13 protein-coding genes are annotated in these 15,272 nt (G+C 64.5%); 6 read left to right on the plus strand and 7 right to left on the minus strand.

Features of this window, described 5'->3' with window-relative positions:
* The first annotated feature begins 30 nt into the window (after positions 1–30).
* Positions 31–2,886: an aminomethyl-transferring glycine dehydrogenase gene (gene gcvP, locus ACR0DA_RS12375; protein WP_480754247.1), complete on the plus strand. Its 2,856-nt coding sequence runs from the start codon at positions 31–33 to the stop codon at positions 2,884–2,886.
* A gap of 39 nt (positions 2,887–2,925) precedes the next feature.
* Here gcvP and ACR0DA_RS12380 read toward each other — a convergent pair whose 3' ends face one another.
* Positions 2,926–4,167, minus strand: coding sequence for a cytochrome-c peroxidase (locus ACR0DA_RS12380; RefSeq protein WP_480754408.1), 1,242 nt, complete (start codon positions 4,165–4,167; stop codon positions 2,926–2,928).
* A 45-nt stretch (positions 4,168–4,212) separates the two neighbouring features.
* On the opposite strand from ACR0DA_RS12380, the gene ACR0DA_RS12385 reads away from it, so the two are divergent.
* Positions 4,213–4,683 (plus strand): tetratricopeptide repeat protein, encoded by a 471-nt coding sequence (locus tag ACR0DA_RS12385; RefSeq protein ID WP_005980315.1) that lies wholly within the window; start codon positions 4,213–4,215, stop codon positions 4,681–4,683.
* Positions 4,684–4,723: 40 nt separating this feature from the next.
* On the opposite strand, the gene ACR0DA_RS12390 is transcribed toward ACR0DA_RS12385, so the two are convergent.
* Genes ACR0DA_RS12390 through ACR0DA_RS12415 form a run of 6 tightly spaced genes read right to left on the minus strand, consistent with a single transcriptional unit; the run spans position 4,724 to position 10,300 of the window.
* Positions 4,724–5,785: a TRAP transporter substrate-binding protein gene (locus ACR0DA_RS12390; protein ID WP_170341179.1), complete on the minus strand. Its 1,062-nt coding sequence runs from the start codon at positions 5,783–5,785 to the stop codon at positions 4,724–4,726.
* 25 nt (positions 5,786–5,810) lie between these two features.
* The gene (locus tag ACR0DA_RS12395; RefSeq protein ID WP_480754248.1) at positions 5,811–7,100 is read right to left on the minus strand and encodes a TRAP transporter large permease; all 1,290 of its coding nucleotides are present in this window, start codon (positions 7,098–7,100) and stop codon (positions 5,811–5,813) included.
* A complete protein-coding gene (locus ACR0DA_RS12400) occupies positions 7,101–7,688 on the minus strand; it encodes a TRAP transporter small permease (RefSeq protein ID WP_480754250.1) in 588 nt (195 codons plus the stop codon).
* 52 nt (positions 7,689–7,740) lie between these two features.
* Complete coding sequence (locus ACR0DA_RS12405; RefSeq protein ID WP_480754252.1) at positions 7,741–8,259, minus strand: flavin reductase family protein; 519 nt, start codon at positions 8,257–8,259, stop codon at positions 7,741–7,743.
* A complete protein-coding gene (locus ACR0DA_RS12410) occupies positions 8,256–9,146 on the minus strand; it encodes an aldo/keto reductase (protein ID WP_480754253.1) in 891 nt (296 codons plus the stop codon). The genes ACR0DA_RS12405 and ACR0DA_RS12410 overlap by 4 nt, the downstream gene beginning before the upstream one ends.
* Entirely contained in the window at positions 9,146–10,300 is a 1,155-nt protein-coding gene (locus ACR0DA_RS12415; protein ID WP_480754255.1) for an LLM class flavin-dependent oxidoreductase, read from the minus strand. The genes ACR0DA_RS12410 and ACR0DA_RS12415 overlap by 1 nt, the downstream gene beginning before the upstream one ends.
* Before the next feature lie 104 nt (positions 10,301–10,404).
* Between ACR0DA_RS12415 and ACR0DA_RS12420 the strand changes: the two genes are divergently transcribed.
* The 4 genes from ACR0DA_RS12420 (at position 10,405) to serA (ending at position 15,230) form a co-directional block, all read left to right on the plus strand.
* Positions 10,405–11,115, plus strand: a complete 711-nt coding sequence (locus ACR0DA_RS12420) for a GntR family transcriptional regulator (protein ID WP_170600223.1) — start codon at positions 10,405–10,407, stop codon at positions 11,113–11,115.
* Between the two features lie 13 nt (positions 11,116–11,128).
* Complete coding sequence (locus tag ACR0DA_RS12425; RefSeq protein WP_170370179.1) at positions 11,129–12,229, plus strand: Gfo/Idh/MocA family protein; 1,101 nt, start codon at positions 11,129–11,131, stop codon at positions 12,227–12,229.
* 182 nt (positions 12,230–12,411) lie between these two features.
* Positions 12,412–13,566, plus strand: a complete 1,155-nt coding sequence (locus tag ACR0DA_RS12430) for a phosphoserine transaminase (RefSeq protein WP_480754257.1) — start codon at positions 12,412–12,414, stop codon at positions 13,564–13,566.
* A gap of 68 nt (positions 13,567–13,634) precedes the next feature.
* Entirely contained in the window at positions 13,635–15,230 is a 1,596-nt protein-coding gene (gene serA, locus ACR0DA_RS12435; protein ID WP_170600219.1) for a phosphoglycerate dehydrogenase, read from the plus strand.
* Positions 15,231–15,272 lie beyond the last annotated feature (42 nt).

The following is a 15,272-nucleotide window of genomic DNA, read 5'->3' on the forward strand; positions in this document are numbered from 1 at the left end:
CGGGCCTGACCTATCCATGGGAGCGCTGCAATGGCCTTCAAACTGACCGACTACGAAGCCTATGACTTTGCCAACCGCCGCCATATCGGTCCCAGCCCGACCGAGATGCGCGACATGCTCAAGGTGATCGGCTTCAAGACGCTGGACGATCTGATCGACGCCACCGTCCCCCCGGCGATCCGGCAGAAAGACCCGCTGGACTGGGGCCCGGCGATGACGGAACGCGACGCGCTCTATCACATGAAAAAAGTGGCGGGGAAGAACAAGGTTCTGACCTCGTTGATCGGTCAGGGCTATTACGGCACCACCACCCCGGCGCCGATCCTGCGCAACATCCTGGAAAACCCGGCCTGGTACACCGCCTACACGCCCTATCAGCCCGAGATCAGCCAGGGCCGGCTCGAGGCGCTGCTGAACTTCCAGACCATGGTCAGCGACCTGACCGGGCTGGACGTGGCCAACGCCTCGCTGCTGGACGAGGCGACCGCAGCGGCCGAGGCGATGGCGATGGCCAAGCGCGGTGGCCGGTCCAAGGCCAACAACGCGGCCTTCTTCGTGGACCGCAACTGCCACCCGCAGACCATCGCGGTGATCAAGACCCGGGCCGAGCCTTTGGGCATCGACGTCAAGGTCGCCGACCCTGACGAGCTGGACGCGGGCGCGGTGTTCGGCGCGATCTTCCAGTATCCGGGCACCTATGGCCATGTGCGTGACTTCACCAAGGAAATCGCGGCGCTGCATGAACACAACGCCATCGCCATCGTGGCGGCCGACATCCTGTCGCTGGCGCTGCTGAAGTCGCCCGGCGAGATGGGCGCCGACATCGCCGTGGGCTCGACCCAGCGCTTCGGCGTACCGATGGGCTATGGCGGGCCGCACGCCGCCTACATGGCCACCACCGACAAGCTGAAACGGGCGATGCCGGGCCGGATCATCGGCGTCAGTATCGACAGCCGCGGCAACAAGGCCTACCGCCTGGCGCTGCAGACCCGCGAACAGCACATCCGCCGCGAGAAGGCCAACTCGAACGTCTGCACCGCGCAGGCGCTGCTGGCGGTGATCGCCTCGATGTATGCCGTGTACCACGGTCCCGACGGCATCAAGGCGATCGCCCAATCGGTGCACCGCAAGACCTCGCGCCTGGCCGCGGGCCTGGAAGAACACGGCTTCAAGGTCGAACCCGAGGTGTTCTTTGACACGATCACGGTCGAGGTCGGCCCGCTGCAGAAGACCGTCATGGAGGCGGCGGTGGCGCGCGGCGTCAACCTGCGCAAGGTGGGCGAGACCCGCGTCGGCATCAGCCTGGATGAACAGACCCGCGCCGAGACGATCGAGGCGGTCTGGGGCGCCTTCGGCATCGACAAGAAGGACGACAGCTCGAACAAGCAGTACCGCCTGCCGGACTATGCGCTGCGCGAGACGCCCTATCTGACCCACCCGATCTTCCACAAGAACCGGGCCGAGGCCGAGATGACCCGCTACATGCGCCGTCTGGCCGACCGCGACCTGGCGCTCGATCGGGCGATGATCCCGCTGGGCAGTTGCACCATGAAGCTGAACGCGACGATCGAGATGATCCCGGTCACTTGGCCCGAGTTCGCCAACATGCACCCGTTCGTGCCGGAAGATCAGGCGCAGGGCTATCACGAGATGATCGCCGACCTGAATGACAAGCTGTGCCAGATCACCGGCTATGACGCGATCAGCCAGCAGCCCAACTCGGGCGCGCAGGGCGAATATGCGGGCCTGCTGACGATCCGCAACTATCACATCGCCAACGGGCAGGGGCACCGCAACGTCTGCCTGATCCCGACCTCGGCGCATGGCACCAACCCGGCCTCGGCGCAGATGGTCGGATGGCAGGTGGTGCCGGTGAAGGCCGACGCGAAGGGCAACATCGATCTGACCGACTTCCGCGAGAAGGCCGAGAAGCATTCGGACAACCTGGCCGGCTGCATGATCACTTACCCCTCGACCCACGGCGTTTTCGAGGAAACCGTGCAGGAGGTCTGCCAGATCACCCATGACCACGGCGGTCAGGTCTATATCGACGGGGCCAACATGAACGCCATGGTGGGCCTGTCGCGCCCCGGCGACATCGGCGGCGACGTCAGCCACCTGAACCTGCACAAGACCTTCTGCATCCCGCATGGCGGCGGCGGCCCTGGCATGGGTCCGATCGGCGTCAAGGCGCATCTGGTGCCCTACCTGCCGGGCCACCCGGAATACGGCACCGCCGTGGGTCCGGTCTCGGCGGCGCCTTTCGGGTCTCCGTCGATCCTGCCGGTCAGCTGGGCCTATGTGCTGCTGATGGGCGGCGCGGGTCTGACCCAGGCGACCAAGGTGGCGATCCTGAACGCCAACTACATCGCCGCGCGCCTGCAGGAGGCCTATCCGATCCTCTACACCTCCGAGTCCGGCCGGGTGGCGCATGAATGCATCCTCGACACTCGTCCGCTGGCCGAGGCCGGCAACATCACCGTTGACGACGTGGCCAAGCGGCTGATCGACAGCGGCTTCCACGCGCCGACCATGTCCTGGCCAGTGGCCGGCACGCTGATGGTCGAGCCGACGGAATCGGAACCCAAGGACGAGCTGGACCGGTTCTGCGACGCGATGCTGTCGATCCGCGCCGAGGCGCAGGATGTCATCGACGGCAAGATCGACCCCGAGAACAACCCGCTGAAAAATGCCCCCCACACGGTGCGCGACCTGGTGGGCGAGTGGGACCGGCCCTACACCCGCGAACAGGCCTGCTTCCCGCCGGGATCGATGGGCGTCGACAAATACTGGTCGCCTGTCAACCGTGTCGACAACGCGTACGGAGACCGAAACCTCGTCTGCACATGCCCGCCGATGGAGGCTTACGAGGAAGCCGCCGAATAAATACACCGAAACCCCCGCCCGATCCGGCGGGGGTTTTTCTCAGGGCTTGAAGTCCGCGGGCACGCCAAAGGGCGGCGTCTCCACGCTCGTTCCGGTCAGGGCGTGCAGGAACGCCACCAACTGCGCGATTTCACCGTCGCTCAGGTCAACTGGCGTAATGTCGAACTTGGCGCGTTGGCGCGCCATTTCGAACCGGTCCTGCCAGACGATGAAATCGGCCTGTTCCAGCCAGGGCACCTTGGGCAGCGCGGCCTGATCGGTCGTCCAGCGTGACAGGCTGGTTGCCGGGTTCAGGTGGTGACGGATGATCCCTTCGAGGTCGGGAAAGGCGCCGTTGTGGCCGTAGGGCGCGGTCAGCGCCACGTTGCGCAGCATGGGCGTGCGGAACCGGTAGGCGTCCTCCAGCCGGTCGCTTTCGCCCATGCGGCCCACGTCGCGGGCATAGGCGTCCCATTGCCGGGTGCGGCCCGGGCCGAAAGGCGGTAGGGCCAGCGCGTGAAATTTCTGATCCGACAGCAGCGGCCCCGAATGGCAGGTGGCGCACCGCGCCTTGCCGTAGAACAGCCGCATCCCTGCCTTCTGATCGGGGGTCAGGGCGGTCTTGTCTCCGGCCAGGTACTGGTCGAACGGGCTGTCTGTGCTGCGCCATTCGATGGCCATGAAAGCGGCCAGAGCGTTGGCGACATTGGTGATGGTGATGTCCTCGGTGCTATCCACGTCGTCAAAGGCGGCCACCATCGCCGGGCCGTATTTCGGGTCGGTCCGCACCCGTTTGGCGATGATCGGCCAGCCCTTGTCGATCCGGTCATGCACGGCGCCGGTGACCTGGTTCTCGGCCACGTTCCCGGCCATTTCGAACTGCGCGGTCAGCGGAAACAGCGCCTGCGCGGCCAGCAGCGAGTCCAGCCCTTCGGGCAGCCATTCCTGCGCGGGCGAGTTGAACCCGTTGCCATAGACGTCCGACAGGCTGAGCCGCCCGTCATGGAACATCGTGTGGATGTCGCGCGCGCCCAGGTTCCACAGGCCCGGCGCGTTGCGCGGGATGCGCTTGCGGATGCGGTCCGCCCCGGTGCCGGGCGTGCGCTCGGGGCCAAGACCCTGGCCGCCCTCGCCGATGCCCAGCGACAGGCCGTCGGAGGTGCCGAAATCGGGGTGGTGGCAATGGGCGCAGCTGATGTTGCGGTTGCCCGACAGGATCGGGTCATAAAATAGCTGGTGACCGATCGCGGCCTGTTCCCTATCAAAGAACAGAAAGTCGTCATTGGTCAGCGGCGCGGGCAGCTCCTGCGCCCAGGCCGCCCCGCAAAACAGGAGACCCGCCGCCCCATGCGCCAGCTTGTGCTTGCCCTTTGTCTTGCCGCCACGCCCGTCTGGGCCGAACTGGAACAGGCCCGCGATCTGATGGAGGCGGGCGAGTTTGCCGCCGCGCGCGAACAGCTTCTGCCCGCGGCCCGGTCGGGCAACGCCGAGGCCGAGGAGCTGATCGGCGTGATGTACGGCCTTGGCCTTGGGGTCGAGCAGGACTATGAGCGCGCGTTCGAATGGTATCTGCGTGCCTCGATGAAGGGGCATCCGGGCGCGCAATCGGGTGTCGGGTGGTATTACGAGCTGGGCCTGGGACTGCCCGCGCCCGATCTGGTTCGGGCCTACATGTGGTACACGCTCAGCGCCATCGGCGGCGACCCCGATGCGGCGATCAGCCTGGAAGAGGTGGTCAAGAAGATGACGCCCGAACAGATCGAAAAGGCCCATGTGTTGGTCAATGACTACAAGGGGTGGATGTACCCCTTTCGGTAAAGGCGGGCCGGGATGACGCGACACCCCGGCCCGAACCGTATCAGTTCAGGTCGGCGGCGCGTTCCGCGTTGATCTCGGCCTCGGCCTCGGCCACGGCCGCGGTCAGAGCGCCATAGATCTCGTCCCCGCGCGCGACGTTCTGCTGGAACCAGTCATAGACCGGGGTCGCGGCCTGCTTGAACGCCTCTTTTTCCTCGGGGGTCGGCACGTACAGGTCGCCGCCACCGGCCACGAAATCCTCGTAGGCCTGGATCGACTTGCGCTTGGGCGAGGCAAAGGTGGCCTGCTGCAGCGCATAGAACCCATCGACGACGACACGGCGCAGATCTTCGGGCATTTCCTGGAACTTGGCGTTGTTCATCCACCACAGAGCGCCCATATAGGCGTGCCCGTCCAGCGTGACGTATTGAAGGCCGGCATCGGGGAATTTCATGCCCATGATGTCGGTGATACCGTTCTTCGAGCCGTCGACCACGCCGGTCTGGAAGCTTGTGAACAGTTCCGGCCACGGGATCGGGGTGGGCGAGGCGCCCAGGGCCTTGACCAGTTCCTGCGGCAGGTCTGCGACCACGGTGCGGATCTTCAGCCCGTCCATGTCGGACGGCTGGGTCACGCGGCGCTTGGTGTTGGCGAAGTTGCGCCAGCCGCCGGTGTTGCCGATGGTCATCAGACGGATCGCGCCGCCCGAATCTTCCAGCGCCATTTCGCGCATCTTGCGGGTGAAATCACCCGACAGGACCCGCTCGGCGATGCGGTCGTCGGCCATCAGATAGGGCAGGTCCAGAACCTGTACGTAAGGGAAGATGCCCGAGGCCCCGCCCGAGGTCGAGATGTAGATGTCGATGGTGCCGTCGGCCACGCCCTGCAGGCATTCGGCCCCGTTCGAGCACAGCTGCGTGCCGATGAACAGCTCGACCTCGATCGCGCCGTTCGAGGCGTTCTCGACGAAGTTCTTGAACACGACCAGGCCGTCATAGTCCTCGTCGTTTTCGTTCGAGTTGGCGGTGGCGCGCAGCGTATAGTCGGCCGCCGAGGCCGCCAGCGCCGAGGCCGCCACCAGCGACGTGGCCAGTGCTGCGGTTTTGAAGAATGTTCTGAGCATGCGTTTCCTCCCTGTGGTACTCAGTCTAGTTTGCAAATCCCGTCAGTCTCGGGATCGTCATGGATATTGCGGGGACATAAGTGATCAGGAAGATCACCGCGATTTCGACGGCCAGGAACGGCAGGATCGCCTTGGCGATGGTTTCCACCCGTTCGCGTGACACGGCGGCGGCCACGAACAGCACCAGCCCCATGGGCGGCGTGGCCAGGCCAACGGTCAGGTTTACGCTCATGATGATGGCGAAGTGGATCGGGTCGACCCCCAGGCTGGTGAAGATCGGGCCCAGGATCGGCCCCAGGATGATGATTGCCGGGCCCGCATCCAGGAACATGCCCACGACGAACAGCAGCAGGTTGATCAGGAACAGCAGGATCAGCGGGTTTTCCGACAGTCCGAGGATCAGCGCGGCCAGCTGCTCGGGCGCATGGCTGAGGCTGACCACGGTCTTGAACGCCATCGCGGCCCCCACCAGCAGCAGCACCACGGCCGAGGTCATGCCCGCATTGCTGAGGACTTCGGGCACCTCTTTCAAGGTCAGCGTGCGCAGCACGAAAAACCCGATGAGGAAGGCATAACCGACGGCGACGGCGGCGGCCTCGGTCGGGGTGAAGATGCCGCCCAGAATGCCGCCCAGGATGATCACCGGCGTCATCAGCGGGAAAAACGCCTTTAGGCTGGCTTGACCGCGCTCGGGCCAGGTGTATTTGCGGCTGGCCACCGGGAAATCATACCGGTCGGCCATGACCTTGATCATCAGCATCAGGCCGATGCCCACCATGACACCCGGCACGATGCCGGCCAGGAACAGGGCCGCGACGCTTTCGCCCATGACATATGCATAGATGATCATGATCCCCGAGGGCGGGATGATCGGCCCGATGACTGAGCTGGCGGCGGTGATCGCGGCGGCGAACTTGCGGGTATAGCCCTGCTTCTCCATCGCCGGGATCAGCATCGAGCCCAGCGCCGAGGTATCGGCCACCGCAGAGCCCGACAGCCCCGCGAACAGGATCGAGCTGAGCACATTCACATGCGCCAGCCCGCCGCGCAAGTGCCCCATCAGCGCCTGGCTGAACTCGACCAGGCGGATCGTGATGCCGCCGCGGTTCATCAGCTCTCCGGCCAGCATGAAGAAGGGGATGGCCATCAGCGGAAAGCTGTCCATCCCGTTGTAGACATTGCGGTACAGCAGAGTGATGTCGTTGGTCTGACCATTCAGCCACAGCAGCAGGCCGGGCGCCGCCAGCAATGCGAAAAAGACCGGCAGGCCGATCAGCAGAAACACCAGAAAGACGGGCAGGAACCAGACCAGCATCTATTCGGCCCCCACGGCGGCTTCGGGGATCTCGGGCAGCAGGTCACCGCCGCCCAGCATGGTGATGATCGAGCGCAGGATCAGTTCGATGTTGACCGACAGCAGCAGGATCACACCCACCAGCAGGGAAGCCATCATCCAGCTGCGCGGGATCCGGTACCATTCATCAAAGCCCAGCGAGGTGGGCAGGTACAGCGCTGCGGTGGCGAAACGCCCGCCAAAGCCCGTGACCTCGGACCAGCCAATGCGCACGGCGACCACCAGAACCGTCAGACTGAGCAGCAGCAGAAACAGGTTCAGCAACTGGCCGGGTACGCGCGGCAGAAAGCGGACCAGCATGTCGATGGCCACGAACCCGCCGCGCCGGAATGCGGTGGGCGCCATCAGGCCGGTCATCCACAACATGCAGAACCGAGCGGCCTCGTCGGGCCAGGGCAGGGCGTTGCCCAGTACGTATCGGAAGAACACCTGAACCAGGATCGCGATCACCATGAGGGCGATCGCAACGACACCAACCGCGCGGCCCAGACGCAGCGCGGTTTCGTTCACGAATGCAATCGGCGCAAGCACCGATGTCAATCCGCCCATGCGGATCCTCCCTGTTCAGGCCGCGGGTTTTGCCCGCGACCGTGTCCCGCGCTTATTGGTGCGCGAATTGGCCGAGCTTGCCGGCGTAAAAGGTCAGCGCGTCTCCGTCCGCCATGCTGGCCCGCAAGACCTTGCCCACCACGATAACGTGATCGCCCGCATCGTGATACGCATGTTGTTCACATTCGAACCGCGCCAGGCATCCGCGCAGCAGCGGCGTGCCGTTTTCGCAGCGGTCGTGGTCGACGTCGCGCAGGGCAAAGGCGTCTTTCGAGCAGCCAAAGCACAGCTCGGCCTGGTCGGCCGACAGAACATGAACACTGAAATGCCGCGCCGCGCGGAAATAGGGGAACCGGCGCGAGTTCCGGTCGCCGGCCCACATCACCAAGGGCGGGTCCAGCGACAGCGAGGAAAAGCTGTTGGCCGTGATGCAGACCGGCCCGTCGGGGCTGTCGCACGTCACCACGGTAACGCCGGTGGCGAACCGGCCGAAAGCGTCCCGCAGGGTGCGAGTGTCGTCCTTGTGCGGAATGAAGGTGCGCGCCATGTCGTTCGAAAATGCGTTCATCATGGTACCTCATGCCCCAGCGCCGCCTCGTAGAGGCGGAACCAGGCTTCACGATCCAGATTGACTTCCAAGGCGTCCGAAATGCGCTTGATGCGGTCCAGGCTGTTGGTGCCCAGAACCGGCAGGATGCCGGCCGGATGGGCCAGCAGGAAGGCCACGGCCACCGCGGCCCGGTCGACGCCGAACTGCGCGCCGATCTCATCCGCGACCACGCCCACCGGAGGATTGCCGGCCATCAGCGCCCCGCCGCCCAGCGGCGACCACGCCATCACCGGGTGTCCGTGCTGCTGGTGAAAGGCCAGATCGCCATTGGTGAACGGGGCGATCGCGCCCAGAGAAATCTCGATCTGGTTGGTCACCAGCGGGGTCTTCATGGCCGATTGCAGAAGTTGCCAGTCCCAGGGGCGGAAATTCGACACACCCACCGCGCGGACCTTGCCGCTGGCCACGACCTCGTCCAGCGTGGCGCCGGTTTCATGGTGGTCCATGAAGGGGTCGGGGCGGTGGATCAGCAGCAGGTCGATATGGTCGATCGCCATTTCCCGCAGCGAGGTTTCGACCGATTTCAGGATATGCGCGCGCGAGGTGTCATAGTATTTCACCTTGGCATCCGCATAGCGCCCGCAGGGGGCGACGATGTCGCATTTGGTGACAATCTCCATCCGGTCGCGCAGGCCGGGATTGGCGCGCAGGGCGTTGCCCAGAATCGCCTCGGCGCCATAGTCGCCATAGATGTCGGCCTGATCGAAGCTGGTGATGCCCTGATCCAGACAGGCGTGGATTTTGGCCGCCACATGCGCGGCCGAGGTGTCGCTGTCATCGCCCAGCCGCCACATGCCATAGACAAGGCGGCTCAGTTCCAGGGTGTCGGAAAGCTTGATACGTTGCATCAACGACGAACTCCGTTGCCCAGCGGCGTCGCCGGGGTGTCAGCAGGAACCCTTCCATAGGCTTCGGGAAGGGAACAGGTTTTCAGATGCGGCATCACGCGGGTGCCGAAATGGCGGGCCTCGTCCATATGCGGATAGCCCGAGAAGATGAAGGCGCGGATGCCCATCTTCTGATACTCTTCGATCTTCGACAGCACCTGGTCGGTCGACCCCACCAGCGCCGCGCCGCAGCCTGACCGCGCCCGGCCGACGCCCGTCCACAGGCCCGGCTCGACATAGCCGTACTTGTCGGCCAGCTCGCGGTTCCTGGCCTGATGCGAAACACCGAGCGAGGTGGCGTCCAGCGCCCGTTCGCGGATCGCGCGGCCGTATTCGTCATCCAGTTTCGACACGATGTAGTCGGCGTATTCCTTGGCCTCGGCCTCGGTATCGCGCACGATCATGTGCACCCGCAGGCCATAATCCAGCGTGCGGCCGTACTCGTCGGCCACCGCGTGCACGGCGTTCATCCGCTCGGCCAGTTGGTCCTTGGTTTCGGGCCACATCAGATAGACGTCGCAATGCTGGCCGCACAGCTTCAGCGCATCGGGCGAATAGCCCCCGAAATACAGCAGCGGCCCGCCGGTCTGATAGGGTTTGGCCGGATCAGTCGTCAGACCCGAGAAATTGTAGACCTGACCCTGGTAATTGATCTCATCCTGTGTCCAGCCCTGTTTCAGAATCTCGACCACCTCGCGCGAGCGCTGGTAGCGATAGCCGCTCTCGGCCTTTTCCCCCGGAAAATCCGACGAGATGATGTTGACCGTCAGCCGCCCCTTCAGCATGTGATCCAGCGTCGCGATGGTGCGCGCCAGCATGATCGGCTGCATCTCGCCGCAGCGCACGGCGGCCAGCAGGTTGATCTTTTCTGTGATCGGCGCGCAGCCGGCCACGAAACTCAGCGTGTCCTGCCCCACCTGATACGAGGACGGGCACAGGATGTTGCGAAAGCCCTGCGCCTCGGCCTCTTTCACGATGCCCGAGCAATGTTCCCAGCTGGAGCGAAGATCGCCGTCGGGCACACCGAGAAACTGATAATCGTCCGAGCACAGCGCCGCGAACCAGGAAACCTCGGCCGCGTCCAGATCGGGGGATGTGATGGGGACGATCGTCATCTGATTCTCTCTCCTGCCGGGCTCAACTTTTCTCTTGCGTAGCAATCACATTGATGTAGATCAATAGTGTATCAATTTTTTCTGCGACCAAGTGAAGCGCCCGCGTGCCCCCATCCACCAGAAACCCCAACGCCCTGCCGATCTATGTGCAGATCGCCGAGCTGCTGATCCGCGACATCGCCGCCGGCCGGCTGATCGACGGCGAGCGTCTGCCGCCCGAGCGGGACATGGCGGCGCAGTTGAACGTCTCGGTCGGGACACTGCGGAAATCGCTCGCCGAGCTGGAAAAAAAGGGGATGCTCGAGCGGATCCAGGGCTCGGGCAACTATGTGCGCGAGACCGGGACCCAGAACAGCGTCTATGCCATGTTCCGGCTGGAACTGCCCGAGGGCGGCGGCCTGCCGCGCGCCGACATCCTGTCGGTCGATCACCTGGACAAACCCGCCGACCTGCCCGATTTCGGCACCTCGCAGCGCGGGTCGCGCGTGCGGCGGATGCGCTATCTGAATGACACAATCATCGCGGTCGAGGAGATCTGGCTGGACGAATCAGCCGGTCTGATCGATCGGCGGCTGCTGTCGGACTCGCTCTATCGCTATTACCAGCAGCAGCTTGGGTTCTGGATCACCCGCGCCGAGGATCGGGTTGCGGTCGGTCGGCTGCCCGACTGGACCCCCGCGCACTTCACCCGGCCGGCGGGCGAGACCGTCGGTCACATCGAGCGGTTCAGCTGGTCGGAACGGCCTGAACCCGTAGAGTTTTCGAAAACCTGGTTCGACCCGGACCGGGCAACTTACGTCCAACGACTGAAATGACGAGGAAACGCGCATGACCCGGACCATCAATTACGGGCTGATCGGATGTGGCATGATGGGGCAGGAACACCTGCACAACATCGCCCTGCTGGAGGGCACGCAAGTGGCCGCCATTTTCGAGCCCGACCCCGAGATGGCGAGCGCCGCGCAGGCGATTGCGCCGGGGGCCAGGATGGTGCCGTCGCTGCAGGACCTGCTGGCGGTCGAGGAGTTGGACTGCCTGGTCATCGCCAGCCCCAACCATCTGCATGTGGATCAGATCGCCCAGATCGCCGAAACGCGTCCCTTGCCGCTGTTGGTGGAAAAGCCGCTGTTCACCAACCCCGGCGATGCGGCCCGTTTGGCCGAGATCGAGCGCAGCTATCCCTGTCCGATCTGGGTGGCGATGGAATATCGCTACATGCCGCCCATCGCCGCCCTGATCACCGAGGCGCAGGACACCAGCGGCGGGGTCAAGATGCTGAGCATCCGCGAACACCGCTTTCCGTTCCTGGAAAAGGTCGGCAACTGGAACCGGTTCAACCGCAACACGGGCGGCACCTTCGTCGAGAAATGCTGTCATTTCTTCGACCTGATGCGCCTGATCCTGCAATCCGATCCTGTACGCGTCAGCGCCAGCGGCGGGCAGGCCGTGAACCATCTGGACGAAACCTATGACGGCGAGACGCCCGACATCCTCGACCACGGCTATGTCATCGTCGATTTCGCCTCGGGCGCGCGGGCGATGCTGGAGCTGTGCATGTTCGCCGAAGGTGCGCAGTATCAGGAGGAAATCTCGGTCGTCGGCCCCAAGGCCAAGATCGAGGCGCTGGTCCCCGGGCCGGGCCGGTTCTGGCCCGAACATCTGGGCGCGCCGCCGGTGCCGCAGCTGATCGTCAGCCCGCGCGACCCCAAGGGCCCTGTCGCCCGCGACATTCCCGTCGACCCGCGCCTGCTGGCGGCGGGCGACCACAACGGCTCGACCTTCTATCAGCACCAGGGCTTTCTGGCGCTGGTGCGCGGTGAGCGCGACGCCCCGGATGTCAGCCTGACCGACGGCATGTGGGCAGTACGCATGGGTCTGGCGGCGCAGCAATCGCTGGCCACGGGCGAAACCGTCCGGCTGGATCGCTGAGGTCTTTCTGCGGGTGCAAAATGCGCCGATCGGAAACCTGTGTTCCGATTTGGCGTCACCGCCCGTGTCGTTTTTGATATTCAAAGCGTCTTTTCCGCTTGCCCGCCCAACCGCGGCCCCCTAGGTCTGGCCGCGGGACACCCCTCCCCAACGAGGGGCGTATATCTGGAAGGGTAACACCAATGACCATCGAACGACCGGCAGCGCGGCCGGCCAATCCGCGTTTTTCCTCGGGCCCCTGCGCCAAACCCCCTACATTCGAGCTCAACAAGCTGGCTGGTGCCGCGCTGGGCCGATCGCACCGCGCCGCCGTCGGCAAGGACAAGCTGAAGGCCGCCATCGAAGGCACGCGCGAGCTGCTGGGCATTCCGGTCGACTATCGCATCGGGATCGTTCCGGCCTCGGATACCGGCGCGGTGGAAATGGCGCTGTGGTCGCTTCTGGGCGAACGCAAGGTCGAGATGCTGGCCTGGGAAAGCTTTGGCGCGGGTTGGGTTACCGACGTGGTCAAACAGCTGAAGATCGACGCCGAGGTGAAAACCGCCGATTACGGGCAGATCGTCGATCTGGCGTCCATCGATTTCAACAATGACGTGGTCTTTACCTGGAACGGGACCACCTCGGGCGTGCGGGTTCCGAATGGCGACTGGATCGACGATGACCGCGCCGGCCTGACCATCTGCGACGCCACCAGCGCCGCTTTCGCGATGGACCTGCCCTGGGACAAGCTGGATGTCACCACCTTCAGCTGGCAGAAGGTTCTGGGTGGCGAGGCCGCGCATGGCATGCTGATCCTCAGCCCCCGCGCGGTCGAGCGGCTGGAAAGCTATACCCCCGCATGGCCGCTGCCGAAGATCTTCCGCCTGACCAAGGGCGGAAAGCTGATCGAGGGCATCTTCCAGGGCGCCACCATCAACACGCCGTCGATGCTGGCGGTCGAGGATTACCTGTTCGCGCTGGACTGGGCGCGCTCGGTCGGCGGGCTGCAGGGCCTGATCGCCCGCGCTGATGCCAACGCACAGGCGATTTTCGAGTTCTGCGACCAGAACGACTGGATCGACAATCTGGCTGAAGACCCGGCCACCCGGTCGAACACCAGCGTCTGCCTGAAATTCACCGATCCGCGCATTCGCGACGGCGCCAGCTTTGCCAAGGCGGTCGCCCAACGGCTGGAGGCCGAGAACGTGGCGCTGGACATCGGCGCGTATCGCGATGCGCCGGCCGGGCTGCGCATCTGGTGCGGCGGCACGGTCGAGACGTCCGACATCCAGGCGATGCTGCCCTGGCTGAAATGGGCGTTCGAGGCCGAGATCGCCGCACAGGCCGAAGCCGCCTGACTCCTTTCCCCGACAAGATCCGGGCCGCGTCCGGCCCGGAGTCATCATCCCATTCAAGGACCACGCACATGGCCCCCAAAGTACTCGTATCCGACAAGCTCAGCGAAACCGCGGTTCAGATCTTCCGCGACCGCGGCATCGACGTGGATTTCTTGCCCGACGTGGGCAAGGACAAGGAAAAGCTGGCCGAGATCATCGGCAACTATGACGGCTTGGCCATCCGCTCGGCCACCAAGGTCACCGAGAAGATTCTGGAAAAGGCCGACAAGCTGAAAGTGATCGGCCGCGCCGGTATCGGCACTGACAACATCGACAAGGACGCGGCCTCGAAAAAGGGCGTGATCGTGATGAACACGCCCTTCGGCAACATGATCACCACTGCCGAGCATGCCATCGCGATGATGTTCGCCGTGGCGCGTCAGATCCCCGAGGCCAATGCCAGCACCCATGCAGGCAAGTGGGAAAAGTCCAAGTTCATGGGGGTCGAGCTGACCAACAAGACGTTGGGCGTGATCGGTGCCGGCAATATCGGCGGCATCGTCTGCGACCGGGCGCACGGGTTGAAGATGAAGGTCATCGCCTATGACCCCTATCTGGGCCAGGAGAAGGCCGACAAGATGGGCGTGGAAAAGGTCGAGCTGGACGAGCTGCTGGCACGGGCCGATTTCATCACCCTGCACGTGCCGCTGACCGACCAGACCCGCAACATCCTCAGCCGCGAGAATCTGGCCAAGACCAAGAAGGGCGTGCGCATCATCAACTGCGCCCGCGGCGGTCTGGTCGACGAAGAGGCGCTGGCCGAACTGATCAAATCCGGCCATGTCGCTGGGGCCGCCTTCGACGTGTTCAGCGAGGAACCGGCCAAGGAGAACCCGCTGTTCGGCCTGCCCAACGTGGTCTGCACCCCGCATCTGGGCGCCGCGACCACAGAAGCGCAGGAAAACGTGGCGCTGCAGGTGGCCGAGCAGATCTCGAACTATCTGCTGACCGGGGCGGTCGAGAATGCACTGAACATGCCCAGCGTCACCGCCGAAGAGGCCAAGGTCATGGGACCGTGGATCAAGCTGGCCGGCCATCTGGGCAGCTTCATCGGCCAGATGACCGACGAGCCGATCAAGGCGATCAACATCCTGTATGACGGCGTGGCGGCGCAGATGAACCTGGCCGCGCTGAACTGCGCGGTGGTGGCGGGGATCATGAAACGCTCGAACCCTGAGGTGAATATGGTCTCGGCTCCGGTCGTGGCCAAAGAGCGCGGCGTCAAGATCTCGACCACCAACCAGGACAAGTCGGGCGCCTTCGAGGGCTATATCAAGGTGACCGTGGTGACCGACAAGCGCGAACGCTCGATCGGGGGCACCGTGTTCAGCGACGGCAAGCCGCGCTTCATCCAGATCAAGGGCATCAACATCGATGCCGAAGTCGGTGCGCACATGCTGTACACCACCAACGAGGACGTGCCGGGCATCATCGGCACCCTGGGCAAGACCATGGGCGAGCATGGCGTGAACATCGCCAACTTTACCCTGGGCCGCGCCCAGGCGGGGGGCGAGGCGATCGCGCTGCTGTATGTTGACGAGCCGGTTCCGGCAGAAGCCCGCGCCAAGCTGGCCGAAACCGGGCTGTTCACCCAGATCAAGCCGCTGGAGTTCGACGTGGTTTGATCCGGCAAGACCCGGATGAAAGCGATTGACGCCTGCACCCGC

The sequence above is a fragment of the Ruegeria sp. CI8 genome, assembly GCF_056536865.1.

Excerpts from the sequence above, each read along its gene's own strand:
- serA (WP_170600219.1), top strand. The coding sequence starts at position 13,635 with ATGGCCCCCAAAGTACTCGTATCCGACAAGCTCAGCGAAACCGCGGTT.
- ACR0DA_RS12400 (WP_480754250.1), bottom strand. The coding sequence starts at position 7,688 with ATGGGCGGATTGACATCGGTGCTTGCGCCGATTGCATTCGTGAACGAA.
- ACR0DA_RS12385 (WP_005980315.1), top strand. The coding sequence starts at position 4,213 with ATGCGCCAGCTTGTGCTTGCCCTTTGTCTTGCCGCCACGCCCGTCTGG.
- ACR0DA_RS12415 (WP_480754255.1), bottom strand. The coding sequence starts at position 10,300 with ATGACGATCGTCCCCATCACATCCCCCGATCTGGACGCGGCCGAGGTT.
- ACR0DA_RS12395 (WP_480754248.1), bottom strand. The coding sequence starts at position 7,100 with ATGCTGGTCTGGTTCCTGCCCGTCTTTCTGGTGTTTCTGCTGATCGGC.
- gcvP (WP_480754247.1), top strand. The coding sequence starts at position 31 with ATGGCCTTCAAACTGACCGACTACGAAGCCTATGACTTTGCCAACCGC.
- ACR0DA_RS12390 (WP_170341179.1), bottom strand. The coding sequence starts at position 5,785 with ATGCTCAGAACATTCTTCAAAACCGCAGCACTGGCCACGTCGCTGGTG.
- ACR0DA_RS12430 (WP_480754257.1), top strand. The coding sequence starts at position 12,412 with ATGACCATCGAACGACCGGCAGCGCGGCCGGCCAATCCGCGTTTTTCC.
- ACR0DA_RS12405 (WP_480754252.1), bottom strand. The coding sequence starts at position 8,259 with ATGATGAACGCATTTTCGAACGACATGGCGCGCACCTTCATTCCGCAC.
- ACR0DA_RS12410 (WP_480754253.1), bottom strand. The coding sequence starts at position 9,146 with ATGCAACGTATCAAGCTTTCCGACACCCTGGAACTGAGCCGCCTTGTC.
- ACR0DA_RS12425 (WP_170370179.1), top strand. The coding sequence starts at position 11,129 with ATGACCCGGACCATCAATTACGGGCTGATCGGATGTGGCATGATGGGG.